The sequence below is a fragment of the Rhizobium sp. Rhizsp82 genome, assembly GCF_047325115.1.
Classification (GTDB): Bacteria; Pseudomonadota; Alphaproteobacteria; order Rhizobiales; family Rhizobiaceae; genus Rhizobium.
Window position 1 is genome coordinate 1,210,907 of sequence record NZ_CP168570.1, and the last position, 24,623, is coordinate 1,235,529.

At 62.9% G+C, this 24,623-nt stretch carries 23 protein-coding genes; 10 read left to right on the forward strand and 13 right to left on the reverse strand.

The features are described 5' to 3' along the window. Positions 1-23 precede the first annotated feature (23 nt). Complete coding sequence (locus ACEN84_RS10655) at positions 24-788, reverse strand: SDR family oxidoreductase (RefSeq protein WP_130279235.1); 765 nt, start codon at positions 786-788, stop codon at positions 24-26. A 115-nt stretch (positions 789-903) separates the two neighbouring features. On the opposite strand from ACEN84_RS10655, the gene ACEN84_RS10660 reads away from it, so the two are divergent. Continuing rightward, on the forward strand, positions 904-1,806 hold the full coding sequence (locus ACEN84_RS10660; protein ID WP_413710835.1) for a LysR family transcriptional regulator: 903 nt from the start codon (positions 904-906) through the stop codon (positions 1,804-1,806). Here ACEN84_RS10660 and ACEN84_RS10665 read toward each other — a convergent pair. Next, positions 1,803-2,675 carry a LysR family transcriptional regulator gene (locus ACEN84_RS10665; RefSeq protein WP_413710836.1) on the reverse strand — a complete coding sequence of 291 codons (873 nt, stop codon included), beginning with the start codon at positions 2,673-2,675 and terminating at the stop codon, positions 1,803-1,805. The two genes, ACEN84_RS10660 and ACEN84_RS10665, sit on opposite strands and share 4 nt — an antisense overlap. A 114-nt stretch (positions 2,676-2,789) precedes the next feature. On the opposite strand from ACEN84_RS10665, the gene ACEN84_RS10670 reads away from it, so the two are divergent. From ACEN84_RS10670 to ACEN84_RS10685, 4 genes are all read left to right on the forward strand, one after another. Continuing rightward, on the forward strand, positions 2,790-4,031 hold the full coding sequence (locus tag ACEN84_RS10670; RefSeq protein WP_413710837.1) for an MFS transporter: 1,242 nt from the start codon (positions 2,790-2,792) through the stop codon (positions 4,029-4,031). An 85-nt stretch (positions 4,032-4,116) separates the two neighbouring features. After that, the gene (locus ACEN84_RS10675; RefSeq protein WP_203429710.1) at positions 4,117-4,452 is read left to right on the forward strand and encodes an ArsR/SmtB family transcription factor; all 336 of its coding nucleotides are present in this window, start codon (positions 4,117-4,119) and stop codon (positions 4,450-4,452) included. Beyond that, positions 4,442-4,924 (forward strand): SRPBCC family protein, encoded by a 483-nt coding sequence (locus ACEN84_RS10680; RefSeq protein ID WP_413710838.1) that lies wholly within the window; start codon positions 4,442-4,444, stop codon positions 4,922-4,924. Before ACEN84_RS10675 ends, ACEN84_RS10680 begins: the two co-directional genes overlap by 11 nt. Next, positions 4,921-5,322 carry a GFA family protein gene (locus tag ACEN84_RS10685; protein ID WP_413710839.1) on the forward strand — a complete coding sequence of 134 codons (402 nt, stop codon included), beginning with the start codon at positions 4,921-4,923 and terminating at the stop codon, positions 5,320-5,322. The genes ACEN84_RS10680 and ACEN84_RS10685 overlap by 4 nt, the downstream gene beginning before the upstream one ends. 15 nt (positions 5,323-5,337) lie before the next feature. On the opposite strand, the gene ACEN84_RS10690 is transcribed toward ACEN84_RS10685, so the two are convergent. From ACEN84_RS10690 to ubiE, 7 genes are all read right to left on the reverse strand, one after another. Then, positions 5,338-6,999: a urocanate hydratase gene (locus ACEN84_RS10690; RefSeq protein ID WP_413710840.1), complete on the reverse strand. Its 1,662-nt coding sequence runs from the start codon at positions 6,997-6,999 to the stop codon at positions 5,338-5,340. Positions 7,000-7,170: 171 nt separating this feature from the next. Further along, the gene (locus ACEN84_RS10695; RefSeq protein WP_413710841.1) at positions 7,171-8,268 is read right to left on the reverse strand and encodes a DUF917 domain-containing protein; all 1,098 of its coding nucleotides are present in this window, start codon (positions 8,266-8,268) and stop codon (positions 7,171-7,173) included. Next, positions 8,268-9,530 carry a Zn-dependent hydrolase gene (locus ACEN84_RS10700; protein WP_413710842.1) on the reverse strand — a complete coding sequence of 421 codons (1,263 nt, stop codon included), beginning with the start codon at positions 9,528-9,530 and terminating at the stop codon, positions 8,268-8,270. The genes ACEN84_RS10695 and ACEN84_RS10700 overlap by 1 nt, the downstream gene beginning before the upstream one ends. Continuing rightward, complete coding sequence (locus tag ACEN84_RS10705) at positions 9,527-10,909, reverse strand: dihydroorotase (RefSeq protein WP_413710843.1); 1,383 nt, start codon at positions 10,907-10,909, stop codon at positions 9,527-9,529. The genes ACEN84_RS10700 and ACEN84_RS10705 overlap by 4 nt, the downstream gene beginning before the upstream one ends. A 25-nt stretch (positions 10,910-10,934) precedes the next feature. Beyond that, the gene (locus tag ACEN84_RS10710) at positions 10,935-12,518 is read right to left on the reverse strand and encodes an aromatic amino acid lyase (RefSeq protein WP_413710844.1); all 1,584 of its coding nucleotides are present in this window, start codon (positions 12,516-12,518) and stop codon (positions 10,935-10,937) included. Positions 12,519-12,610: 92 nt separating this feature from the next. Further along, positions 12,611-14,185 carry a 2-polyprenylphenol 6-hydroxylase gene (gene ubiB, locus ACEN84_RS10715; protein WP_413710845.1) on the reverse strand — a complete coding sequence of 525 codons (1,575 nt, stop codon included), beginning with the start codon at positions 14,183-14,185 and terminating at the stop codon, positions 12,611-12,613. Positions 14,186-14,190: 5 nt separating this feature from the next. Further along, on the reverse strand, positions 14,191-14,967 hold the full coding sequence (gene ubiE, locus ACEN84_RS10720) for a bifunctional demethylmenaquinone methyltransferase/2-methoxy-6-polyprenyl-1,4-benzoquinol methylase UbiE (RefSeq protein WP_130279222.1): 777 nt from the start codon (positions 14,965-14,967) through the stop codon (positions 14,191-14,193). A gap of 152 nt (positions 14,968-15,119) precedes the next feature. On the opposite strand from ubiE, the gene mutM reads away from it, so the two are divergent. The 4 genes from mutM to dnaA all read left to right on the forward strand — a co-directional run bounded on the left by mutM (position 15,120) and on the right by dnaA (position 19,699). After that, positions 15,120-16,010, forward strand: a complete 891-nt coding sequence (mutM, locus tag ACEN84_RS10725) for a bifunctional DNA-formamidopyrimidine glycosylase/DNA-(apurinic or apyrimidinic site) lyase (RefSeq protein ID WP_413710846.1) — start codon at positions 15,120-15,122, stop codon at positions 16,008-16,010. A gap of 10 nt (positions 16,011-16,020) precedes the next feature. Continuing rightward, the gene (locus ACEN84_RS10730) at positions 16,021-16,794 is read left to right on the forward strand and encodes an enoyl-CoA hydratase (protein WP_413710847.1); all 774 of its coding nucleotides are present in this window, start codon (positions 16,021-16,023) and stop codon (positions 16,792-16,794) included. 193 nt (positions 16,795-16,987) lie between these two features. Then, positions 16,988-17,266 carry a 30S ribosomal protein S20 gene (gene rpsT / locus ACEN84_RS10735; protein WP_112713777.1) on the forward strand — a complete coding sequence of 93 codons (279 nt, stop codon included), beginning with the start codon at positions 16,988-16,990 and terminating at the stop codon, positions 17,264-17,266. A gap of 876 nt (positions 17,267-18,142) precedes the next feature. Next, the gene (dnaA, locus tag ACEN84_RS10740; RefSeq protein WP_413711292.1) at positions 18,143-19,699 is read left to right on the forward strand and encodes a chromosomal replication initiator protein DnaA; all 1,557 of its coding nucleotides are present in this window, start codon (positions 18,143-18,145) and stop codon (positions 19,697-19,699) included. Positions 19,700-19,800: 101 nt separating this feature from the next. Here the strand turns inward: dnaA and fhuF are convergent, their stop codons facing one another. Continuing rightward, complete coding sequence (gene fhuF, locus ACEN84_RS10745) at positions 19,801-20,559, reverse strand: siderophore-iron reductase FhuF (protein WP_413710848.1); 759 nt, start codon at positions 20,557-20,559, stop codon at positions 19,801-19,803. Between the two features lie 193 nt (positions 20,560-20,752). Beyond that, positions 20,753-21,640, reverse strand: a complete 888-nt coding sequence (gcvA, locus tag ACEN84_RS10750; protein WP_413710849.1) for a transcriptional regulator GcvA — start codon at positions 21,638-21,640, stop codon at positions 20,753-20,755. A 198-nt stretch (positions 21,641-21,838) separates the two neighbouring features. Between gcvA and ACEN84_RS10755 the strand changes: the two genes are divergently transcribed. Further along, entirely contained in the window at positions 21,839-22,759 is a 921-nt protein-coding gene (locus ACEN84_RS10755; RefSeq protein ID WP_413711293.1) for a DMT family transporter, read from the forward strand. Positions 22,760-22,762: 3 nt separating this feature from the next. Here ACEN84_RS10755 and hemW read toward each other — a convergent pair whose 3' ends face one another. Together hemW and rdgB are read right to left on the reverse strand one after the other, a co-directional pair. After that, a complete protein-coding gene (hemW, locus tag ACEN84_RS10760) occupies positions 22,763-23,965 on the reverse strand; it encodes a radical SAM family heme chaperone HemW (protein WP_130279217.1) in 1,203 nt (400 codons plus the stop codon). 9 nt (positions 23,966-23,974) lie between these two features. Further along, positions 23,975-24,619, reverse strand: a complete 645-nt coding sequence (rdgB, locus tag ACEN84_RS10765; protein ID WP_413710850.1) for an RdgB/HAM1 family non-canonical purine NTP pyrophosphatase — start codon at positions 24,617-24,619, stop codon at positions 23,975-23,977. Positions 24,620-24,623: the final 4 nt, after the last annotated feature.

The window sequence follows — 24,623 nt, forward strand, 5'->3', positions numbered from 1 at the left end:
ATGCGGATGATCGCGCCCGTTCGTTAGGTGCGGGTGATCGATGCGCCGCCATCGACGAGCGAGGCAGTACCGGTCACGAAGCTCGAATCGTCCGAAGCGAGGTAGAGAACCGAGCGGGCAAGCTCTTCCGGCGTGGCGACACGCTTCAGGGCGTGCAGGTTGGTGACGAAGCCCTTCTTGTCAGGCGTGTCGTTCATCTCGCGATACATATCGGTATCGACGGCGCCCGGCAGCACGGCATTGACGCGCACATTCTGCGGGCCAAATTCCGCGGCGAGTGCCTGGGTCAGGCCGATCAGGCCGGATTTGCTGGCGGCATAGGCGGCGACACCCGGGAAGGCGAAGCTGTAGCCGACGAAGGTCGAGGTGAAGATCACCGAGCCGCCGCCATGCTTGACCATTTCGGCGACCTGATGCTTGGCTGCCAGGAAGGAGGCCGTCAGGTTGATCGTCAGCGTGTCGGCAAAGCCGGCTTCGGAAACCTCGGTGCTGGGGCCGGCTTCGCCAAGTGTGCCGGCATTGTTGAAGGCGATGTCGAGCTTGCCGAAATTGGCAACGGCGGCAGCGACCAGCGCCTTGTGATAATCTTCCGAGCGGACGTCGCCAGCAACGGCGACGGCTTCGCCACCGGCAGCCTTGATCTCGGCGACGAGGCTTTCGAGTTCAGCCTGGCGTCGGGCGCCGACGACAACCTTTGCGCCTTCGGCTGCAAAAAGCTTGGCCGTCGAGCGGCCGATACCGGAGCTTGCACCGGTGACGATTGCGACTTTGTTGTTCAAGCGGTTCATTGTTCCATCTCCTTGTTGCGGGGTGTTGTGCCCCTTCGATGAGTGGAAGATGGCATTTTCTTTTCGTTCGGATTAGTCTCCAAGTAGTGGAACTCGAATTCGGAAATACCGAACGATGATCAGGATTGAGGGGATCGCGGCTTTCGTCGCGGTGGTGGAGGCAGGATCGGTCAGCGAGGCGGCCAGACGCCTGCGATTGTCGAAGTCGGTGGTCAGCGAAAGGCTCGCCGAGCTGGAGAAAACCCTCGGCGGCACGCTGCTCCACCGCACAACCCGCAAACTGACACTGACGGAGGATGGCACCGCCTTTCTGGAGCGGGCGCTCCGCATCATCCACGAGATCGATGAGGCCTCGGCTTCCATGGCCGAGCGCCGCGGCACGCTTGCTGGGCCGCTGCGGATCGCCGCCCCGGTCACTTTCGGTCGGATGCATCTCGGCCCCGCCCTCTATCCCTTTCTGGCAGAGCACCCGGAAATATCGCTGACGCTCGATATCGACGACCGGCGTGTCGACGCGGCATCTGAAGGCTATGACGCGATCATCCGCAACGGGCCGATCGCCGATTCCCGTCTGGTTGCCTGGAAGCTGGCGCCGAGCCGCCGCATGCTAGTCGCCTCGCCTACTTACCTCGCGAAGGCCGGCATTCCGCGCACGCTCGCAGACCTGCAGGAGCATCGCGGCCTCTTCTACACCAATCGCGGCGTCGCCGACTGGCGCTTCCAGACGGCCGATGGCACGGAGGTCGTTCGCGCGCATCTTTCCATGGGCATGAACAATGGCGACATGCTGCGGGATGCGGCAATCGCCGGTCTCGGCATTGCGCTGCTCCCGGCCTTCATCGCCGGACCGGCGATCCGCGAGGGCAGCCTTACGGAGATCGATGTCGGCGACAAGCCGGAGCCGGAGTTCATCTACATGGCGCATCCCGAGGGACGGAACCCCTCGGCCAAACTGCGCGCCATTGCCGATCACCTCCGCAAGGCTTTCGGCGACCCGCCCTATTGGGAGCGCCGCTAGAGAAGGCCCATGAGGTTCTCGGTCACCGGCGACCGCTGCGTCTTCAGCACAGCAAGTGCCAGCCGCGCCACGGCAGGCGGCCCTTCGATCGGCCGGTAGGCAACGCCATCGAGCTTTATCTGCGCGATCGACTCCGGAACGATCGAGACACCCAATTCGGCGGCAACGAGATTGACCACCGACGAAATCTGCGGCGCCTCCTGCGCCACGGTGAGCTCGAAGCCAGCCTTCCGGCAGGCGAGCACGACGTCATCGAAAAGACTAAGACCGACCAGCCGGGGGAAGAGGATAAACGGTTCTGTCGCTAGCAACGCCAGCGGTAGTGTCTCGCACTTCGCCAGCGGGTGGCTTGCGGGCAGCGCAACGACCATCGGCTCGTCGGCCAGCCGCTTCAGCCGCACGCCGGGCGGATCGTCGAGGCTCGGCCGCATGAAGGTGGCGTCGAGCTCGCCGCGATGCAGTTTTTCCATCAGCGACAGCGTATTGAGCTCCGTGAGCGACAACCGCACATCCGGCCACCGCGCCTGAAAGCGCCGGATCGTGGCGCTGACAACAGGGTTGAAAGCCGAGGACGCCGTGAAGCCGAGCGCCAGGCGCCCCGTCTCGCCGCGATTGGCGCGCTGTGCCGCAAGCTTCGCCTTCTCTGCGGAGGCGAGCGACGCCTTGGCTTCGGTCAGGAATGCCTCACCGGCCGCCGTCAGTTCCGCGCCATGCGGCACGCGATGGAACAGAGCTGCCCCGATCTCCGCCTCCAGATCGCGGATCTGCTGGCTGAGCGGTGGCTGCCCGATGCCGAGCTTCGCCGCCGCCCGCGTGAAATTCGCCTCTTCGGCCACGGCAAGAAAGTAGCGGACGTGCCGAAGCTCCATGTCCGGTATCTCCAAAACCTATCGAGAATGACAGTTCCATATATTGGACAAATTGAGTCTCGCTGGCTAGATCAGGGATGAAAGGCGCCTGACATGCCAAAGACAGCAGCAAGAATGAGCGATATTTCCCCGATCGAGGTGACGGAAGCGCCGCCCGCCAAGCAATATCTGACGCGCGGCACGCTGCCCTACAGGCGGGCCAGCCTGGCGCTGTTTCTCTCCGGCTTCTCCACCTTCTCGCTGCTTTATTGCGTCCAGCCGCTGCTGCCGGTCTTCGCCTCCGACTATGCGGTGAGCCCGGCCCAAAGTTCGCTGGCTCTTTCGCTCTCCACCGGCTTCCTCGCCGTAGCCATCATCTGCGCCGCCGCGGTATCGGAAGGTCTCGGCCGCCGCAGCCTGATGTCAATCTCGCTGGTCGGTGCCGCACTGCTGACGATCGCTGCGGCCTTCGCGCCGAACTGGCATATGCTGCTGGTGCTCCGGGCTCTGCTGGGCTTCGTGCTCGGCGGTGTGCCCGCCGTCGCCATGGCCTATCTCGCCGAGGAGATCGATCCGAAGGGCCTCGGCGCCACGATGGGCCTCTATGTCGGGGGAACGGCCTTCGGCGGCATGTCCGGCCGCGTGCTGACAGGCATCTTCGCCGAATATCTGAGCTGGCGTCCGGCCATGGCGCTGATGGGCATCATCGGTCTCGCTGCCGCCATCGGCTTCATCGTCCTTCTGCCGGCGTCGCGCAATTTCATCCGCCGCCCCGGCTTCGATCCAGGCTTTCACCTGAAAGCCTGGGCCGGCCATCTCCAAAATCCGGCTCTGCCCTTCGTCTTTTCGATCGCCTTCCTGGCAATGGGCTCCTTCGTGACGATCTACAATTACGCCGGCTTCCGGCTCGTCGCGGCACCCTACGAGCTGACGCAAACCGAACTTGGCCTGATCTTCACCGTCTACATGTTCGGCATCGGCGCCTCGTCGATCGGCGGAATCCTTGGTGATCGCTTCGGCCACTTCGCCGTGCTCCTGACCGGCCTTGCCGTCACCGCTGCCGGAAGCGCGCTGACGCTCTCAGCCTCGCTGCCCGTCATCATCCTCGGCATCATCGTGCTGACAAGCGGCTTCTTCATGAGCCACTCGATCGCCAGCGGCCTCGTCGGCAAGCTGGCGAAGGGCACCAAGGGCCACGCCTCCTCGCTCTACATGCTTGCCTACTATGTCGGCTCCAGCGTCCTGGGCTCGGCGGGCGGCTGGTTCTTCTCCGCTGAGGGTTGGTCGGCCGTGGTCTTCTTCACCCTCGCCATGCTGCTCTGCGCCTTCGCTTGCGCCTATGGCGCAAGGCGTCTTTCAAAGGCAGCGCGCGTCTAGCAATCGCCATCTGACACAGAGGCCTTGACTGGCACCGCATCGTCCATTATTTAACAGATAAGTTAATTAACTTATTGGATAAATAATGGACCGCTTGAGCGCGACCTTTTCGGCACTGGCCGATCCGACACGGCGGGCAATCCTTGCCCGGCTCGCCTCGGGCGAGGCATCCGTATCGGAGCTCGCCGAACCCTTCGACATGTCGCTGGTCGCCGTCTCCAAGCATCTTAAGGTGCTGGAGAATGCCGGGCTCATATCGAAGGGCCGGGAAGCTCAATGGCGGCCCTGCCGGCTGGAGCCGGCATCGCTGCGTGTTGTCGACGACTGGCTTGAGAACTACCGCGTTTTCTGGAGCGAAAGCCTGGACAAGCTCGAAGCCTATGCCGCGAGCCTGAAAAAGGAGGAAGGGAATGGGAAGTGATGTCAGCCCGGCTGTGCGCAGCCGCGAAATCGTGCTGGTGCGCGAGATCGATGCCCCGCGCGAACTCGTCTTCCGTCTCTGGACGGAGCCGAAGCATCTGCTGAAATGGTGGGGTCCCAACAATTGCTCGGCGCCATCCGTCTCCGTCGATCTACGCGAAGGCGGTGCCTGGCGTCACTGCATCCTCGCGCCCGGCGGCAAGGAGTATTGGAGCCGCGGCCGCTACATCGAGATCACCCCGCCCGAGCGTCTGGTCTTCACTTTCGCCTGGGAGAATTCGGCCGGTCAGCCGGAACACGAGATGCAGGCGATTGTGGAGTTGGAAGATAAGGGCGGCAGGACGAAGCTCACCTTCCGCAAACATCAACTGCCAAGCGACACGGAATTCAAGCTTCAGAGCAGCGGCTGGGCGGAAGCGCTCGATAAGGTGGCGGCCTATGCTGAGGAGCAGGCAGGGAGGAGAGCATCATGAAGAAGACCTATCATGGCAGCTGCCATTGCGGCGAAGTCAGCTACGAAACCGAGCTCGACCTCCAGGCGGGCACCTTTCGCTGCAACTGCTCCGTCTGCAGGAAGAAGCGCAGCTGGCTCGCGGTGGCATCGCCCGAAGACTTCCGCTTGCTCTCAGGCAAGGAAGCGCTCGGCGAATATCAGTTCGCATCCCGCAAGCTGCATCATCTCTTCTGCAGGAATTGCGGCGTCAGCTCCTATGCCTGGGGCGAAAACGAAGCCCTCGGCACCTTCTTCGCCGTCGCCGTCAATTGCCTCGATGACGCCACGGCTGATGAGCTCGTCAACGCCCCCATCGCCTATGTCGATGGGCTGCATGAGCGCTATGACGCGCCGCCGGAGGAGACGCGGCATCTCTGATGCCGCATCAGGAGGTCAACCAAGCCGGATATACGGCACGTCCTTCTTGGCGACCTCATCCAGCGCTTCCTCGTACCCCGCATCCGCATAGCGCATGACGCCGAGTGCCGTGTCGTTGGTCAGCGCATGATCAAGCCGCTCGTCGGCATCGCCGGTACCGTCGGCAACGACCGTGACCCCGCAGCTCGTCATGTAGCCCGCATAGCCGCCGCCGCCGGAATGGACGACGACAAGATCGGCCATCGAGGAGCAGAGCATCATCGCATCGATTAGCGGCCAGTCGGCGATAGCGTCGGAGCCGTCCTTCATGCGCTCGGTCATGATGTTGGGATGCGCCATCGCACCGGCATCGAGGTGGTCGCGGGAGAAGGCGACCGGTCCCTTGAGCTCGCCGCTCGCGACCAGTTCGTTGATCCGCCGCGCCAGCGCCGTGCGCTCGCCGTGGCCGAGCCAGGCGATGCGCGCCGGCAGGCCCTCGAAGGGCACATGCTCACGCGCCAGCCGGATCCAGTTGGTAATGATCTTGTTGTCGGGGAACATTTCGAGCAGCAGATCATCGATCCGGGCGATGTCGCCTTCCTCTCCAGACAACGCCATCCAGCGGAACGGGCCGATGGCGCGGGCAAAGAGCGGGCGCAGATAGGCTTCGGTGAAGATCGGGATGTCGAAGGCGTTCTGCACGCCGCCTTCCTTCGCCTGCGTGCGGATCAGGTTGCCATTGTCGAAGACTTCGGCGCCCTTCTTCTGGAATTCGAGCATCGCCGTCACGTGCTGAACGATCGAGGCGCGGCTGGCCGCCATCAGCTGGCCCTGGCCGTCGTCGCGCAGTTCCTTCACCTGGGCTATGCTCATGCCCTTGGGAACGTAGCCGTAGACGAGGTCATGCGCCGAGGTCTGGTCGGTAACGACATCAGGCACGATGCCGCGCCGGGCGATCTCTGGATAGATTTCCGCCGCGTTGCCGACGAGGCCGACGGATAGCGCGCGCTTTTCCTTCACGGCGTCGTCGATCATCTTCAGCGCCGTGTCGAGGTCGGGTGCGATCTCCTGCAGGTAACCGATCTCCTGGCGCTTCTTCGCCCGCTCGGCATCGATATCGACGCAGAGGATAGCAGCGCCTGCCATGCGGCCGGCGAGCGGCTGTGCGCCACCCATGCCGCCGAGGCCAGCCGTCAGCACGAAGCGGCCAGAGAGATCGCCGCCGAAGCGGCGCTCGGCGATGCGCATGAAGATCTCGTAGGTGCCCTGGATGACGCCCTGGCTGCCGATATATTGCCAGGCGCCGGCCGTCAGGCCGCCCCAGCAGATCAGGCCCTTGCGCTGCAGCTCGTAGAACACCTCAGCCTTCGCCCATTGCCCGACGATATTGCAGTTCGCCATGATGACCAGCGGCGCCTTGGCATGGGTCTTGACGAGACCGATCGGCTTGCCGGATTGGATCAGCAGCGTCTGGTCCTCGTCCATCTCGGTCAGTGCCTTGACGATGCCCTTGTGGGCCGCCCAGTTGCGCGCCGCCTTGCCGAGCGCGGCATAGACGATGAGATTGTCGGGATCCTCACCGACCGAGAGCACGTTTTCGAGAAGCCGCAGCAGCGCCTCCTGCCGCCAGCCCTTGGCGCGCAGCTCCGGCCCGCCCGGGATCGGAAATTTCGGATGGCGTGGGTTCGGCTTCGGCATCTCGGTGTTCCTCGTTTGATTTCGACTTTCCCTTCTCCCCGCGGGGAGAAGGTGGCCCCGAAGGGGTCGGATGAGAGGGCCAAGTCCTCGGCCTCACTTTCGCTCGGCCGCTCGCCCCCTCATCTGTCCTGACGGACATCTTCTCCCCGCTGGGGAGAAGGGATGCTCAGCTCAAGCCCGCGCCCCCAGCGCATACCGGGCCATCTCGATGCCCATGGCCTTTTCCACCGGTGGGTAGACGGTCGGGTCGAGAACGCTTGCCGAGAGCGGAATGATATCCATCGGCACATGCAGGATGAAGATATGCATGCCCGTCTGCAGCTGGCTGACAGAGAGTGGTTCCCCATCCGGCGACAGCGTGGTGATGACCGACGGGAAGGTCGCGACGCGCTTCCCGTCTGCATCGTCCACCGCCATGTATTCGTTCATCACATGCAGCGTCACCGCATTGTCGCCGGCGCCGACGGAGACGGTGCCGATATCGAAGGCTTCCTTCGTGTAGACGACATCCTTCCTAGTGATGATGCCCTCGGTCAGGATATGGCCGCCGGTTGTCTTGCAGATCGCATCGATGACGGCGGAGCCGCCCTTCTTCTCGGCCGCGATGATCGCCTCGCCAAGCGCCAGCGCCATCGAGATGCCTCCGAGCGCCGCATTCTTGCGCACATAGGAAGCCCGCAGCGGATTGCGGCAGCTTGCAATGAAGCCGCCGGACTGATCCGACGCAGCCCGCAGGATCGGCGAAATCTTCGCCGTCGCGCCCTTCACGACGAGCTCGATATAGCGGTTTTCGGCGCGGTTGCCGCCGACGGCCGTCTGAATCATCTGCTCCGGCGATCCCGCCATGCCGATCGAGCCCATGTCGCCGGTTGGATGCGCGCGGATATCGCCGACGGCATCGACGACCTTGGTGCCGAGAATGGCCGAGGGCAGCCAGCCGTTCAGCGTCGATGACTTGCCGTTCTGGCCGATGATCAGGCCCGACAGTTTTTCGCCAAGCTCGTCCTGCAGCAGCTGCACGGCCTTGACGTAGTCGATGCCCTGCATTTCCCAGGGCGTGGTGGAGGCCGGCGCGCCGATCGCCGCGGCAGTCGCGATCCAGTCGTCGTCCTTCAATTCGTCGATCGAGACGAGTTCCGGCTTGCCGACATTGACGGCGGCATAGCCGAGCATCCGGCCGTGATCGGCCCAGCCGCCACCGCCAGCCGCATAGACGGACCCGCCCTTGACCGCAGCCTCGACGTCTTTCTCAACGAGTATGCGTCCCATCAGGCCTTCTCCTCATTCAAGCTCTTGTCCATGTCGCGCACCGCCTCGAACAGAACGGCGGCGCCGAGCGCGATGTCGTCATTCTCGGCCCATTCGTCGGCGCAGTGGCTGCGGCCTTCCTTGCAGGGCACGAAGATCATAGCCGCGGGCGCCACCTTGGCGACCCAGGCGGTATCGTGACCGGCGCCCGATGCCATGCGGCGATGCTTGGCGCCGACGGCATCGCAGGCCTGCTCTAGAATCTTCAGAAGGCGCGGGTCGCCGGGCGTCGGATAATTGTCGGAAACGCGGTTCGGCGACTTGATCGTCACGCCCTGGGCGATCGCCAGCTTGATGACATGGGCATCCAGCCACTCGCAGAAGGCTTCCATGTCGCCGCGGATTTCGGCGCGCCCGTCGATCAGCAGCACGACCTTCGACGGAACGACATTGGCCGCATTCGGCTCGATGCGGAATTCGCCGACGGTCGCGGCAAAATGGCCGGGTGTCTTGGCCCTCTGGGCGGCGGCTTCGCGAATGTCGAGCACCAGCTGCGACGCGGCGACCAGCGCATCGGCGCGGCCATCCATCGGCGTCGTCCCGGCGTGATCGGCGCGGCCCTCGACGGTGATTTCGATGCGGGTAATCCCGGCGATCGCAGTGACGATGCCGACATCCTTCTTTTCGTTTTCCAGGATCGGCCCCTGCTCGATGTGAAGTTCGAGGAAGCCCTTCAGATCAGGACGGCTCTGGGAGAGCAGCGTTGCCGGATCGCCGCCGACTTCGGTGATGCCGTCGGCGAGCGTGCGGTCGCCGTTGGTGCGCGAAAGCCATGCTTCGGGGATCTGGCCGGTCATGCCGCGGCTGCCGATGCAGGAGACACCGAAAATGCTGACTTCTTCGGCCAGGAAGTCGATGATCTCGAGATCATGATCGAGCTGGATGTTCTGGTCCTTCAGCGAGCGCGCCACTTCGAGCGCCGTGATCGTTCCCGCGATGCCGTCGAAGCGGCCGCCGTCAGGCACGGTATCGGAATGCGAGCCGACCATGATCGTGCCGAGACCCGGCTTGGCGCCAGCGCGGCGGCCGATCAGGTTGCCGGCGGCGTCCATCCGCGTCTCGAGCCCAGCGGCCTTCATCCGCGCTTCGATATAGGCGCGTCCCTCCAGAAAGAGCGGCGAGAAGGCGCGGCGCGTCCAGGGATGATCGGGCTCGGTGATCTTTGCCAGGGCATCGATATCTTCGGCGATACGTCCGGCGTTGACGGGCAGGTTGCGGCTCATGCGGCTTCTCCAGCAATGACATGGCGGGGCAGGGGCCGGACGAACTTGCCGTTGCCGGGCTCGGAAAGCACCTTGGCGCCATCGGTTATCTTTTCGCCGCGCAGATAGGCTGCGGAAACGGTCCAGGGCAAGCGGATGCCATTATAGGGGCTCCAGCCGACGATGTTGTTGCCGCTCGCGGCCGCATCATAGACCATCTCGCGCGGCTCCAGCACGACGATATCGGCATCCTTGCCGGGCGTGAGCGCGCCCTTGATATGGTCGAGACGGAAATGCTTCGCAGGGTTCTCGGCCATCAGCTTCGCGGCCCAGGTCAGCGAAACGCCGCGCTCCAGCGCGCCTTTCACGAAAAGCGGCACCATGGCTTCCAGTCCGGGCACGCCGGAGGAATTGGCGAGCATATCGGGATTGGTCTTGCGGTTTTCCGACCAGCTGACGTGGTCGGTCGAGACCAGCCAGACATTGCCTTCGGCCACCTTGCGCCACAGCGTCTCGACTTCGGCGCGCGGACGGATCGGCGGATTGATCTTGGCCTTGCCGCCCAGGCGCTTGACGTCGTTTTCCTCGTCCAGTGTCAGATAGTGGATGCAGCACTCGACGGTCGCCTCGAAGCCATCGCGGCGGTAGGCGCGCGCAATGTCATAGCCGCGGCCGAGCGAGCAATGCACGACATGCGACGGGCAGCCGGTATTGGCGCCGGTCTCGAAGATCGTGTGCATGGCAAGCAGCTCGGTGATCGGCGGACGCGAAAGGCCGTGGGCGCGCCAGTCGGTAATGCCGCTCGCCTTGACCTTTTCCATATAGGTCCGCACCGCCTCGTCATCCTCGTTGTGCACGCCAGCTGTCAGGCCGGTCGGCGCGATCGCGGCGAGGCATTCGTCGAGCAGGGCAGGGGGAATACGCGGGAAGCGCTTGGCATCCGTGCCGAAGGTCGAGAACTTGAAAGCGGCAACACCGGCATCCACCATCTCGCGGATACGGGCAGCACCTTCCTCGGGATCGACGGTGCCGTAGAGCGCGAAATCGACGCGGGCCTGCGGGCTCGCGTGATCCACCTTCTTCTTCACCGCCGCGGCGGAGCAGACGAGATTGCCTTCGTCGTAGGGCATGTCGACGATCGTCGTGACGCCACCGGCCGCCGCCGAACGGGTCGACCAGAGGAAATCTTCCTGGTCCTTCTGCGAGAGCGAATGCGTCTGGGCGTCGATCGCGCCGGGCAGGATCAGCGCCTTGCCAAGCAGGTGGCGCTCCTTGGCCGCGGGCGGCACACCGGTGCCGACTTCGGCGATCTTGCCGTCGCGCACGGCGACATAGCCCTGTTCCAGAATGCGCTCGGGCAGGACGACAGTCCCTTGCAGAACGAGATCGAAATCAGCCATGCGGCGCCTCCAGATGCTTTTGTTGTCAGAGAACCATCGGTTCGCTTGCGAGCCGTTCCTCGATACGCTCCAGCGAGCCGAGGGCGAAGAAATCGTCGAAGGATGCGATCGGCACTTCGCCGATCAGCTTCGAGATGAAGGCGTCGGAGCCGAGCTCTTCCTCGATCGCCTCGACTTCAGCGGAGAGCGGCCGGTCGATGGTGTAGAAGGCGGCATGGCTGCGCACGAGATCGTAGATCATCTTTGCAACGCCCTGCGGCTCGTCGCCGAGAATGTCGATTGCCTGCGCGGAAAGCAGGGCTTCCAGCGCCGCAAGGCGCCGAAGCGCCCGCATCTGGCGCTCGAAACGCTCGATGACCAGCGGCAGGAAGGCTGCCTCGTCCTCAAGGCCGGCGGCGACCACCAGTGACTGCGCCGAAACAGGATTGGACATCGATAGCACGCGCGAGAAGATTTCGCCGGCGAGCTTGATGATAGGGCCGAAGCCGGTTGCGATGCGGCCGGGCGGAACGAGATTGACCGGCAGATCGCGGCGCTGGCCGTTGCCGAGAATGACGCAACGATTGAAGGCATTGCGCGCCGCATGCGCCATGCAGAGCGCGGCGGATTCGAGCAGGATCGTCACGTCGAGCGGCAGAGAACCACCGGAGGTCATGACGCGGCCCTCAACGACGACAGGATTGTCGTCAGAGCGGCCGGTGGCGGCGAGAATCTTGTGGCCTGTTGACAGCAGGTTCTCGATCACGGCGCCGAAGACCTGGGCGACCATGCGCAGGCTGAGAGGATCCTGAACATGCGTGGCAACCGGCCAGTTCCAGGCTTCCGACGCATTGCAGAGCCATGAGCCGATCAGCGCTTCGCGGGCGGTGCCGACATGACGCACGGCCTTCCACGGATCGCGCGAAGCACCAAGCGCGCCAGAGGCCATCATGCCGGTCGCCAGCAACACGCGGATCGAGGCGGCGGCATTGCGCGTCGCCTCACCGGCAGCCGCAAAGCTCACGGCATTGACGCTGAGCGATGCCAGGCTGTCGCGTGGCGCCATCTTGATAGGTTCGAGACCGGCGGCCTGGAAGGCCTCGGCCGCCTGCATGCGCTTGCCGCGATAGACGGCCTCGCCGACGCCGGTCAGCACGGCGCCGATCTGCCCCATCAGGCCGATATCGGCGCAGCCGATCGATCCCGTGCGGCGCACCAGCGGAATAAGATCGGCATCCAGCAGCCGCATATAGGCTTCGATGAGTTCCGGCGTGCAGCCGACCTGGCCGGTCAGCGCCGTATTGATGCGGATCGCCATCGCGTTGCGCACGACGGCGCAGGAAAAGGGTGTGCCGGTGCCGAAGTGGTGGGCGCGCACGAGGCCGAGATTGAAGGCTTCGAGCTCGTCATTCGACCACTCGACATCCTTCATGGCGCCGACACCTGTCGTCGAGCCGTAGACGGGAACGCCAGAAGCAATCGCATCCTCGACGATCGAGCGTGCGTGCTCGACGCGCGCCAGACCTGCTGCCGAAGCCGAAAGCGCCACCTTGCCCGACCCGATCCTCACCATTTCGGCAAAGCCGAGGGGTTGGCCGGATAGTTCGATGCCGGGGCGTTCATGCTTCATCTGCTGGTCTCCTTGAAGGCGAGACTAAGCGAGCGTCTCGCATCATGGGATATCCCAAATGCCGAACACAGCATGTTGCTTTATGCCTGAGGTCAGCTCAGCGTCCAGGCAATATAGAGAAGCGTCAGCGCAATAATCCAGAGGGCGATGCGGGCAGAACGGTTATGACGCGCCTCGGATTTGCCGATCGCCTCTGCCGTCTGCTCGTCGAAACGCAGTCCATGCTCGCTCATATGGAGGAGCTGGTGATGGAATTTTTCCGTCTTCGCCGCGATTTCCGGGACCGCTTCAGCGAGCTTCACGGCGGCCCTCAGCCCGTCCTTGAGGTCGGTAACGATGCGCTTCGGTCCGAGATTGTTGCGGATCCATTCGCCGACGACGGGTTCGGACGCCTTCCACATGTTGAAGCGCGGATTGAGCATGCGCGACACGCCTTCGACCACGACCATGGTCTTCTGCAGCATGACGAGCTCTGGGCGCGTCTGCATGTCGAAAAGTTCGGTGACTTCGAAAAGCAGCGTCAGCAGCTTGCCCATGGAGATCGTCTCAGCCGGCTGACCGTGGATCGGCTCGCCGATCGCCCGGATCGCCTGGGCGAAGCTCTCGACATTGTGATGTCCGGGCACATAACCGGCTTCGAAATGTACTTCGGCCACGCGGATGTAATCGCGAGTGATGAAGCCGTAGAGAATCTCAGCGAGGAAGCGGCGTTCCTTCTTTCCGAGCCGCCCGACGATGCCCATGTCGACGGCGACGATCATGCCGTCGGCATCGACGAACAGATTGCCGGGATGCATGTCGGCATGGAAGAAGCCGTCGCGCAGCGTATGGCGCAGGAACGACTGGATCAGCGTGTCGGCGAGCGCGTTGAGGTCGTGGCCGGCGGCGAGCAGCCCCTCGACATCCGACATCTTCACGCCGTCGATCCACTCCATGGTGATGACGTCGCGCCCGGTGCGCTCCCAATCGACCTTGGGGACGCGGAACCCCGGATCCTTCTCGGTATTCTCGGCGATCTCGGAAAGAGCAGCCGCCTCAAGACGGAGATCCATCTCCACCTTGGTCGTCTGCTCCAGCGTCTTCGTCACCTCCACCGGCTGCAGCCGGCGGCTGGAGGGCATGAAGCGCTCCTGCAGATGGGCGACGAGATACATCGCCTCGATGTCATGGCCGAAACGCTGGCGCACGCCGGGGCGCACGACCTTGACGGCCACCTTTTTGCGGCCTTCGCTGCCATCGACTTCCGCCGGATGAACCTGGGCGATCGAGGCTGCCGCGATCGGATCGCCGAAGCTCGCGTAGAGCTCCTCGACGGGACGCCCGAGCGAGCCCTCGATATTGGCCTTTGCCGCCGCAATCGGGAAAAAGGTCATCCGGTCCTGCAGCTGCGACAGGTCGTTGGCGAAATCGACGCCGACGACGTCAGGACGCGTCGCCAGGAACTGGCCGATCTTCACGTAGGACGGACCGAGACGCTCGACCGCACGCGCCAGGCGGTCGCTACGCTTCTGGCGCTTTGCCTTGCTGCGCTCGAAGATCGTCACGGAGGATTTGGCAAGCGCCACCACGGGCGGCAGCCCTTCAGACGGGAGGGCCGAGACGACCCCCTCGCGCACGAGCACCCAGCCGACGCGCCAAAGCCGGAAATATGCGCCGAAAGCACTCATCTATTCTATAATTTCCAGCCGGAATGCAGCGCAGCGATGCCGCCGGTATAATTGGTATAGGAAACCCGCGAGAAGCCCGCCTCGCGGATCATTGCCGCGAAATTTTCCTGGTTCGGGAACTTGCGGATCGACTCCACGAGATACTGATAGGGCTCGGCATCGCCGGTGATCGCCTTGCCGAATTTCGGGATCGCGTTGAACGACCAGGCATCATAGACCTTGTCCAGAACCGGCAGCTCGACCTCTGAGAACTCAAGCACCAGAAGCCGCCCGCCGCGCTTCAGCACGCGATAGGCCTCCGAAAGCGCCACATCGATGCGCGGCACGTTGCGGATGCCGAAGGCGATCGTATAGGCGTCGAAGCTGTTCGCCTCGAAAGGCAGGTCCTCGGCATTGGCCTCGACGAAGGTCAGATTGTCCGAGAGCTTCTTCTTGGCGGCCCGCTCGGCGCCGACGCCGAGCATCGAACCGTTGATGTCGAGCACGGTGGCATGGGCGAGACGGTTGGAGGCTTCGACAATGCGGAAGGCGATATCGCCCGTGCCGCCGGCAACGTCGAGCACCTTGTATCCCGCTTCCTTGCGCGGGTTCAGCGACGCGATCATCGCGTCCTTCCAGACCCGGTGCATGCCAGCCGACATGACGTCGTTCATGATGTCGTAGCGCTTGGCGACCTTATGGAAGACCTCGTTGACGAGGCCTTGCTTTTCGCCGTTCTGCACCTCGCGGAAACCGTAGGACGTTTCCATGCCGCCATCGGCGGAAGTGCGGCTATCTGACATCGGACAACTCCGTTACTCGAAATCGGTGCGGCGACCATAGCGAAGCGATGCTTTGGACGCTATCTGTATGCGCGGATCAAAAGCCGCGGCCTTCTGGCGCTATAGCGCACATCATCCGCGGTTGAAACACGTTTAGCTACAGATGGGTAACGATGCCGGAATTGCCAGAAGTCGAAACCGTCAGGCGCGGCCTGACCCCCGCGATGGAGGGCACGCGCATCGAGCGGCTGGAGCTTCGCCGCGGCAATCTGCGCTTCCCCTTTCCCGAGAATTTCGAGGACGATGTCAACGGGCGCACCATCGTCTCGCTCGGGCGGCGGGCGAAATACCTGCTGATCGATCTCGACAGCGGCAAGACCATCATCTCCCATCTCGGCATGTCCGGCTCCTTCCGCATAGAGGAAGGCAGGCAGAAGACGACGCCCGGAGAATTTCATCACGAGCGGTCCAAGGATGAGAAGCACGACCACGCGATCTTTCACTTGGAAGGCAGCGAAGGGCCGCGGCGCGTCATCTATAATGACCCCCGCCGTTTCGGCTTCATGGATATTGCCGAACGCACCGAGCTGCAGAACAACCCCTTCCTCTTCGGCCTCGGCCCGGAACCGACGGGCAACGAGCTCAGTGCTGCCTATCTCGCGGAGCGTTTCGCGGGCAAGGCGCAGCCGCTGAAGGGGGCGCTTCTCGATCAGAAGAATATCGCCGGCCTCGGCAATATCTATGTGTGCGAAGCCCTCTGGCGCTCGCATCTGATGCCGACCAATGCTGCCGGCACGCTGGTGACGAAAACCGGAAAGCCGAAGGAAGCGCTGAACCTCCTCGTCTCATCGATCCGCGATGTGATTGCGGACGCCATCAAGGCCGGCGGCTCGTCATTGCGCGACCATATCCAGACGGATGGCTCGCTCGGCTATTTCCAGCATTCCTTCTCCGTCTATGACCGTGAAGGTGACCCTTGCCGCACGCCCGGCTGTGGCGGTACGGTTTCGCGCATCGTGCAGGCGGGCCGCTCGACATTCTATTGCCCCGTCTGCCAGAAGTGAGGAGGAACGCATGGCCTATGAAACCCTGATCGTCGAAACCCGTGGCAATGTCGGCCTCATCACGCTGAACCGGCCGCAGGCGCTGAACGCGCTGAATTCCACCGTTCTGGCCGATCTGAAGCGGGCCTATGCGGACTTTCACGCCGACGAGGCGATCGGTGCCATCGTTCTGACCGGCTCCGAGCGCGCCTTTGCCGCCGGTGCCGATATCAAGGAAATGCAGCCGCTGAATTTCGCCGATATATATAAGTCGGAATTCATCAGCGGCTGGGAAGAGATCTGGCGCGCCCGCAAGCCCGTCATCGCTGCCGTCAGCGGCTTTGCGCTCGGCGGCGGCTGCGAGCTCGCCATGATGTGCGATTTCATCATTGCTTCTGACACCGCCAAGTTCGGCCAGCCCGAGATCACCCTCGGCGTCATCCCCGGCATGGGCGGCTCGCAGCGGCTGACGCGTGCCGTCGGCAAGTCGAAGGCGATGGACATGGTGCTCACCGGCCGCATGATGGATGCGGCCGAAGCCGAGCGCGCGGGACTCGTTTCGCGTGTGGTGGCGCCCGAGCGGCTGCTTGACGAGGCGCTGGAAGCGGCGGCCAAGATTGCCTCGCTGTCGCGCCCCTCGGTGCTGATGGCCAAGGAAGCCGTCAACCGCGCTTTCGAGGGAACGCTGGAGGAAGGGCTGCGTTTCGAGCGCCGTCTGTTCCACAGCCTGTTTGCCACGGAAGACCAGAAGGAAGGCATGTCTGCCTTCATCGAAAAGCGCAAACCGGACTTCAAACACCGCTGAGCCGGATTCATGGAGAAAGGCGGCTTTTCCTTGAAAATGCGCGTTGACGCGGCCCGGCTTTAGGGTTATACGCCCGTCCACGGTTCGGGAAGCCATTCTGGTCTTTCCCGATAATGCTCCCGCATTGCTGAATTTGTGGCCGCAGGGCCCGCGGTAATGACGGAGTTTGTTCGAATTCTTGAGAGAGGCATCCATGGCCAATACAACTTCGGCGAAAAAAGCGACCCGCAAGATCGCCCGCCGTACCGACGTCAATAAGGCTCGTCGCTCGCGCGTTCGTACTTTCGTTCGCCAGGTCGAAGAGGCACTCGCATCTGGTGATGCGGCCAAGGCTAAGGCAGCCTTCATCGCAGCGCAGCCGGAACTGGCCCGCGCAGCAAGCAAGGGCGTCCTGCACGCCAACACGGCATCCCGCAAGATCTCGCGTCTTGCTGCCCGTGTGAAGACGCTGTCGGCTTCGGCAAGCGCATAACATTTCATTAACGAACTGCTCGTTATGATTAGCCCGGTAATTTTACCGGGCTTTTTCGATTCCGCGATCTGCCCCTTGAATGGTTAATTCGGCGACGATTTCGTGTCAGGGGAATGACACTAATATGCATTGAAAATCAAATAGTTGCGCAAGGTTCTTTCCAGAATGCGCGACTCTCGCCCTCCCGGAAGGGGGGCGAAATGAGTCAAGCGGATTTTTATTTTTTTTCTTTCATAGCGTGTCGAAAATACCCACTTTGGGAATCTCATTGATTCTTCTGCGATTCTTTTTTGACATCAGCGTGACGCCCTAAACCGGCGCCCGGAGTCAATGGCTCCCTCTTAATTTTGCGTAAAATTCATCGTTGCAAGGCGCCATCGATCCTGCCTAAATGACTTCCAGCAAAGGGCGCGGACATCACCTGCAAGGGGACAGTCTAAACTGCCACACCGGCAGGGCGATGGGTTTTTGTGCCTTTTGTCGCGGAGCAGTCTATCTCTCCGTTTTTTCAAGCACTTGAGCTATTTGCACCGCGGCCGTGGCTGGTCTCGGAACGGGTATCTTTTGTGCTCTCGACGGTTACACGCCTGAGGCGAAACCGAAGGGGATGGGGAAACTACTTTTGTGTTCCGGTTGGTTAGCGGGCAAACGAGGGCCGCCAGCCAGCACGGCGAGGAAACAGCATGACGGAGGCCCCATGATGGCGGTTTCCGCCACGGGTTTTTGCGCCGGTCTTTTTGGGCTGGGACATCTGTATTGAGTGAACCGGCAAGCCTGCGGCTCATGAGGGGACGCCAGCCTGCCTAACGGGGAAAATTAATCGGGCGGCCGTTTTTCGGATGACCGCCCGGTGAAATGAAATTGGAAGGCGGCATGATGCAGATGAATTCTATGGCGGCGGGTGCTCTTGAGAATGGGGACAAGGCACCGGCGTTTGACTCTACTTGCCTTGATGCGGCGGGGGAAAAGGGAGACATGAAACATGGCGTACTTTTTGATCGCGTTAGCGCCCGTCTGAAGGCCCAGGTTGGCCCCGACGTTTTTGCAAGCTGGTTCCAGGGCCTGAAGCTTCATTCGGTTTCCAAGAGCGTCGTTCGCCTCACGGTGCCGACGACCTTTCTGAAGTCCTGGATCAACAACCGTTACATCGATCTGATCACCAGCCTCTTCCAGCAGGAAAACGCTGATATCCTGAAGGTCGAAATCCTCGTCCGGACGGCGGCTCGTCCTGGCGCCAAGCCTATGGACAATGCGGCTACCCAAGAGCTCGTGACCCAGGTGGCGCCGATGCGCCGCTCGACCAGCATGCAGCCGGCAGGTCAGTCGGTTCAGCAGACGGTCGCCGCTGCAGCCGCAGCCCGCCCGGCAACGACCGGTACCGGCCAGCCGCTCTTCGGCTCGCCGCTCGACTCCCGCTTCACCTTCGACACCTTCGTCGAAGGCAGCTCCAACCGCGTTGCTCTCGCAGCTGCCAAGACGATCGCAGAAGCTGGCCAGGGCGCTGTGCGCTTCAACCCGCTCTTCGTTCACTCGACGGTCGGCCTCGGCAAGACGCACCTGCTGCAGGCGATCGCCAATGCCGCCGTGCAGAACCCGCGCTCGCTGCGCGTCGTCTATCTGACGGCTGAATACTTCATGTGGCGTTTCGCAACCGCGATCCGCGACAATGATGCCCTGACGCTGAAGGACTCGCTGCGCAACATCGACCTCCTGATCATCGACGACATGCAGTTCCTGCAGGGCAAGATGATCCAGCACGAGTTCTGCCACCTGCTCAACATGCTGCTCGACAGTGCCAAGCAGGTCGTGGTCGCTGCCGACCGCGCTCCCTGGGAGCTGGAATCGCTCGACCCGCGCGTCCGCTCGCGTCTGCAGGGTGGCGTTGCGATCGAGCTCGACGGCCCGGATTACGAGATGCGTCTCGAAATCCTCAAGCGCCGTCTGGCCGTTGCCCGTGTCGAAGATCCGTCGCTGGAAATTCCGGCCGAGCTGATGTCGCATGTCGCCCGCAATGTCACGGCCAGCGGCCGCGAACTGGAAGGCGCATTCAACCAGCTGATCTTCCGCCGCTCCTTCGAGCCGAACCTGTCGATCGAGCGCGTGGATGAGCTTCTGGCCCATCTCGTCGGCTCCGGCGAGCCCCGCCGCGTTCGCATCGAGGACATCCAGCGCATCGTCGCGCGCCACTACAATGTCTCGCGTCAGGAGCTGGTCTCGAACCGCCGCACGCGCGTCATCGTCAAGCCGCGCCAGATCGCCATGTATCTCTCGAAGACGCTGACGCCGCGCTCCTTCCCGGAAATCGGCCGCCGCTTCGGCGGGCGCGACCACACCACCGTGTTGCACGCCGTGCGCAAGATCGAAGAGCTGATTTCCGAGGACACCAAGCTGTCCCACGAGATCGAGCTGCTGAAGCGCCTGATCAACGAATAGTGCGCCACTTGGTGCTGAAATCCACGGCCGGGAGCGATCCCGGCCGTTTTCTTTTATCGGTATTTTGGGGTGAAGATGGCGCTTGGGCCGCCGCCTAAGGCCTATTGCTTGCGCTTTTCCGGGAGCGCGCAGAACTTGCCGCAGCTCGGGATGCCGGGCAGCATGTAGCGCAGGCAGCAGAGCTTGCGGCGGGCGATATACTCGCCTTCGTCCTCGACCTGTTTAACACTGCCCGAAAACGGATTGACCCCGCCATTCGGCAGGCAGCCGCGCACGAATAGCGGCAAGTCGGACCGGCAGGGCTCGGCGCCATCCGCCTCGGTCAGGCGCAGCGCGTAGTCGATATAGACGGCCGCATTGTTCCAGCAGAGTTTTGCGGAAATGCCGTTCTGCTTCAGGAGGTCGACGGCCTTGAAGAGATGGGTCTCCAAGAGCGGATCCACGGCCTCGAAGGAGTCGGTAGAAGGATTGCGATCCTCCCATCCCGCATGCGGCACCCCGAAGGCCCGCGGTAGGCCATCCTCGCCGACAGCAATCGTCATTTCGTCGAAGGAAACCGGCAGCAACCGGCGGCGCAGCTGCCGGGCGATCAGATAAGGGATCGTCAGGCCGGAGAAATAGTAGAGCGACCACATGGAGACGACCGCGCGGCGGTCTGCGCCGCCCGAGGCGGCGGTATAGCGATCGATCGCCGCGTTGAAGCTGCCATCGGCAAAGAAGGTCCGTAACGGCGTCCCGTCATCAAGATCACTGGAGAGCATCAGCTTTTGAGCCCACCAGGAATGCTCGCCGGCAAACAGGGCCGCCAGCGGCTCTGGCTGCATGATGTCCTTGATGGAGCGTTCGAGCGTTTCGGTCATCGTCAAAGCGCCACTGCCTGCGGCCGGCCAAGGCGGGCAGCATCATTGCTCGGTTGAACGAGCGGGTATGGTCGAAGGCGCTGGTTTCTCATGGCACCGGTCGGCTCGAATATCGGCAGTCGCTAACCTGATAATCACGCCTGAACGGAAAAGGAAAGAAAAAGATGACTGCTGTAGTCATCTTTTTGGATCTTCACTCTTTCGACTCGCTGAGCAGCCAGCGGCGGAAAGCGGCGGCCGCCGGGCGTTCAAGCGAGGCGCCGGGATAGACGAGGTGGAAGGCGAGGCGGCTGGCGACGCCGAGGGGGAAGGGGGCCGCCACGGTGCCTTCCTTCAGCTCGCCCTCGACGAAGGAGCGGCGCATCAACGCGATGCCGAGACCGGCCTTCATTGCGTCATAGGCGCCGTTGCCATGCATAAAGATCGGACCGCGGGAGGCGTCGACGGTAGTGGCTGCCCCCGCGGCCTCCAGCCACAGCTGCCAGTCGTGCCTGTAGACGTCGTGGATCAGCGTGAAGGGCGCCAGTGCGGCAGGCGAGGGATGGTCGCCGAGCTCTGCTGCGAGCTTGGGGATGCAGACTGGCACCAGTTCGTCATCCACCAGCCGCTCGCTGACAAGCCCCTCATAACCGCCGAGCCCGTGGCGGATGGCAAGGTCAATACCGTCGCGCTGGAAATCCAGCACGCGATGCGAGGCGCTGATGCGCACGTCGATATCGGGATGCAGCACCTCGAACCTGCCGAGCCGTGGCACCAGCCAATAGGTGGCGAACCCAGCCGTGCAGGTCACGTTGAGGATCGCACCGCGGCTGCGCGCCGTGATCGCCGCCGTCGCTTCCCGCACCAGCTGGAAGGCGGCCCGCAGCGTCGTGAAGTAATCGGCACCCTCGACGGTCAAGGCTAGCGCCCGCGGCTTGCGCTCGAAAAGCTGAACGCCGAGTGCCGCCTCAAGATCGCGAATCTGCAGACTGACGGCGCCGGGCGTCACGTTCAGCTCCTTTGCCGCCAGCGTCATGCTGAGATGCCGTGCTGCCGCTTCGAAGGCACGAAGTGCGGAAAGGGAGGGCAGATAATCGCTCATGATTTAGCTCAGCTAAAGTGTTGCGCGAGAAAGACTCGTTTGATCCATCTTAATTAGCGAAATAATATCAGCATCAAGATGTATCGCAACACCGATCCAATGCCGGTTTGTTGCGAGAATAAATCGAACATTTCGCTGCGCAGGAAACGGGTGGCGGAGCCATGAGTGGTATCCTATGCAGACAGGATCGAACGGAGGATGACGATGCAGAAGCAGATGGATTTGGCCGAATGGGGCATGATGCTGGTGCTGTCGCTGCTGTGGGGCGGCTCCTTCCTGTTCAACGGCATCCTGGTCAAGGCGCTGCCGCCCTTCACGATCGTCACCGGCCGCGTGTTGCTGGCGGCGATTGCGCTCAATCTGATCGTCCGGGTGATGGGCCATGCCATGCCGCGCGACGGCAAGAGCTGGGTCGCCTTCTTCGGCATGGGCGTCCTGAACAACATGATCCCCTTCTGCCTGATCGTCTGGGGCCAGACGCATATCGCCAGCGGCCTCGCCTCGATCCTCAATGCCACGACCCCGCTTTTCGCGGTCGTCGTTGCCCATCTGCTGACCGCGGATGAGAAGATGACCGCCAACAGGCTGATCGGCGTCGTCGTCGGCTTTGCTGGTGTCGCCTATATGATCGGCTTCGATGCCCTGCACGATCTCGGCTCGAATGTGCTGGCGCAGCTTGCGGTGCTGGGAGCGGCGATTTCCTATTCCTTCGCCGGGATCTGGGGCCGCCGCTTCCGCGCCATGGGTATGCCGCCGCTGTTGCCGGCGGCAGGCCAGGTCACGGCGTCAACCATTCTGATGATTCCGATTGCGCTGATAGCCGACCAGCCCTGGACGCTTCCCATGCCCGGCATGGAAACCTGGCTCGCTCTCGCCGGTCTCGCCATCCTGTCGACGGCGGTCGCCTACGTGCTGTTCTTCCGCATTCTGGCAACGGCAGGCGCGACCAATCTGATGCTTGTCACCTTCCTGATCCCGGTCAGCGCCATCCTGCTCGGCGCGTTGGTGCTCGGCGAGCAGCTGCAGGCCAAGCATCTGATCGGCATGGCAATGATCGCCATCGGCCTTGCGGCAATCGATGGTCGGCTCATGTCGATCGGGCGGAAGCGGGCGGTCTGAAGCTCAGCAGGCGAGATCGGCAACGACGGAATCGAGGATCAGCATGCCCGCAGGCGTGCAGCGCAGCCTCGAATTGCCGATCCGCTCGATGAAGCCGTGTTCCAGTAAAAACTCTTCGCGCGCAGGATCGGGATCGCGGCCGGAAAGCTGCTGCCAGCGGGCGAGATCGACGCCTTCCTTGAGCCTCAAGCCCATCAACAGCAGTTCGTCCGACTGCTCCTCGTAGCCGAGCCGTTCCTCGTCGAGAATACCGTGCCCGTCGCGCTCGACCATCTCAAGCCAGGCTTCCGGCTTGCGCTCGGTCGCCGTCGCGATTTTCTCCGGACCGCGGCTGAGGCGGCCATGGGCGCCGGGGCCGATGCCTGCATAGTCGCCATAGCGCCAGTAGGTCAGGTTATGACGGCTCTCGGCGCCGGGGCGGGCATGGTTCGAAACTTCGTAGGCGGGCATGCCTTCGCGCGCCGTGATCTCCTGCGTCGCCTCGTAGAGGGCCGCAGACTGGTCACCATCCGGAACGATCAGTTTGCCGGCCTTGTGAAGGCCGAAGAAGGGCGTGCCTTCCTCGATCGTCAGCTGGTAGAGCGACAGGTGATCGACGGCGTAGGAGATAGCCTGCTTCAGCTCACGCTCCCACTCGTCGACGGTCTGGTCGGGACGGGCATAGATCAGATCGAACGACATGCGCGGAAAGATGTCGCGGGCAAGCTTGATCGCCTTCAGCGCATCCGCAACGTCGTGCAGGCGGCCAAGGAATTTCAGATCGCGATCATTCAGCGCCTGGACGCCGAGCGAGACGCGATTGACGCCGGCCACCCGGTAGCCGCGGAAGCGCTCGGCCTCGACGCTGGAAGGATTGGCCTCCATGGTGATTTCGATGCCGGCAGGCACGTGCCATTCCTTGGCAATGCCGTTCAGGATCGCATCGACGGTCTCCGGCTTCATCAGCGACGGCGTGCCGCCGCCGAGGAAGACGCTGGTGACGGTCTTCGGTCCGCTCAACTGCCGGATCGTCGCCATCTCCTTCAGGAAGGCCGCAACATAGCGCTCCTGATCGACAGGCTGGTGCCGGACATGGCTGTTGAAGTCACAATAGGGGCATTTCGCGGCGCAGAAGGGCCAGTGCACATAGACGCCGAAACCGGGCTCCCCCGTATCCGGCAGAAGCTTGGCATCACGCAGCGAAGTCAGGTTGTTCAAATCATCCACTGGCGGATCTTACGCTTCCAGGCAGGCTTCGACAAAGACTTTGAAGGCGCGCGCGCGATGCGACAGCGCCTGCTCGTCGCCGGGCTTCCAGCCGTGTTTCTGTTCGGCGCTCATCTCGCCGAATGTGGTGTCGTAGCCCTGCGGCTGGAATACCGGGTCATAGCCGAAACCCTGCGTGCCGCGCGGCGGCCAGACGACCGTGCCTCCCACTTCGCCGCGGAAGAGCTCCGTATGACCATCGGGCCAGGCCAGGCAGAGAACGCTGACGAAGCGGGCCGTGCGCTGCTCGGGTTTGGCGGCTCCAGCCTTTTCAAGGGCCTTCTCCACCTTCTCCATCGCCATCGCAAAGTCGCGCGTGCCATCGGCGGTCTCGGCCCAGTTGGCCGTATAGACGCCGGGATCGCCACCGAGCGCATCGATCACCAGACCGGAATCGTCAGAGAGTGCCGGCATGTTGGCGGCGCTCGCAGAGGCAAGCGCCTTGATCCTGGCGTTTTCTTCGAAGGTCGTGCCGGTTTCATCCGGTTCGATGAAATTGAGCTCGGCAGCCGACTTGGCGGTGAAGCCCAGGGGGCCGATCAGGTCCTGGATTTCGCGGATCTTGCCGGCATTATGGCTGGCGACGACGATCGTCTTGGTATCGAGTTTGCGCATTCCG

Coding starts and splice junctions, on each gene's coding strand:
- ACEN84_RS10685 (WP_413710839.1), top strand. CDS start 4,921: ATGAAGAAGACCTATCATGGCAGCTGCCATTGCGGCGAAGTCAGCTAC.
- ACEN84_RS10670 (WP_413710837.1), top strand. CDS start 2,790: ATGAGCGATATTTCCCCGATCGAGGTGACGGAAGCGCCGCCCGCCAAG.
- ACEN84_RS10710 (WP_413710844.1), bottom strand. CDS start 12,518: ATGAAGCATGAACGCCCCGGCATCGAACTATCCGGCCAACCCCTCGGC.
- ACEN84_RS10730 (WP_413710847.1), top strand. CDS start 16,021: ATGGCCTATGAAACCCTGATCGTCGAAACCCGTGGCAATGTCGGCCTC.
- fhuF (WP_413710848.1), bottom strand. CDS start 20,559: ATGACCGAAACGCTCGAACGCTCCATCAAGGACATCATGCAGCCAGAG.
- ACEN84_RS10705 (WP_413710843.1), bottom strand. CDS start 10,909: ATGGCTGATTTCGATCTCGTTCTGCAAGGGACTGTCGTCCTGCCCGAG.
- ACEN84_RS10755 (WP_413711293.1), top strand. CDS start 21,839: ATGACGATGCAGAAGCAGATGGATTTGGCCGAATGGGGCATGATGCTG.
- rdgB (WP_413710850.1), bottom strand. CDS start 24,619: ATGCGCAAACTCGATACCAAGACGATCGTCGTCGCCAGCCATAATGCC.
- ACEN84_RS10660 (WP_413710835.1), top strand. CDS start 904: ATGATCAGGATTGAGGGGATCGCGGCTTTCGTCGCGGTGGTGGAGGCA.
- mutM (WP_413710846.1), top strand. CDS start 15,120: ATGCCGGAATTGCCAGAAGTCGAAACCGTCAGGCGCGGCCTGACCCCC.
- ACEN84_RS10695 (WP_413710841.1), bottom strand. CDS start 8,268: ATGGGACGCATACTCGTTGAGAAAGACGTCGAGGCTGCGGTCAAGGGC.
- gcvA (WP_413710849.1), bottom strand. CDS start 21,640: ATGAGCGATTATCTGCCCTCCCTTTCCGCACTTCGTGCCTTCGAAGCG.
- ACEN84_RS10675 (WP_203429710.1), top strand. CDS start 4,117: ATGGACCGCTTGAGCGCGACCTTTTCGGCACTGGCCGATCCGACACGG.
- rpsT (WP_112713777.1), top strand. CDS start 16,988: ATGGCCAATACAACTTCGGCGAAAAAAGCGACCCGCAAGATCGCCCGC.
- dnaA (WP_413711292.1), top strand. CDS start 18,143: ATGCAGATGAATTCTATGGCGGCGGGTGCTCTTGAGAATGGGGACAAG.
- ubiB (WP_413710845.1), bottom strand. CDS start 14,185: ATGAGTGCTTTCGGCGCATATTTCCGGCTTTGGCGCGTCGGCTGGGTG.
- ACEN84_RS10680 (WP_413710838.1), top strand. CDS start 4,442: ATGGGAAGTGATGTCAGCCCGGCTGTGCGCAGCCGCGAAATCGTGCTG.
- ACEN84_RS10700 (WP_413710842.1), bottom strand. CDS start 9,530: ATGAGCCGCAACCTGCCCGTCAACGCCGGACGTATCGCCGAAGATATC.
- ACEN84_RS10690 (WP_413710840.1), bottom strand. CDS start 6,999: ATGCCGAAGCCGAACCCACGCCATCCGAAATTTCCGATCCCGGGCGGG.
- ubiE (WP_130279222.1), bottom strand. CDS start 14,967: ATGTCAGATAGCCGCACTTCCGCCGATGGCGGCATGGAAACGTCCTAC.
- ACEN84_RS10665 (WP_413710836.1), bottom strand. CDS start 2,675: ATGGAGCTTCGGCACGTCCGCTACTTTCTTGCCGTGGCCGAAGAGGCG.
- ACEN84_RS10655 (WP_130279235.1), bottom strand. CDS start 788: ATGAACCGCTTGAACAACAAAGTCGCAATCGTCACCGGTGCAAGCTCC.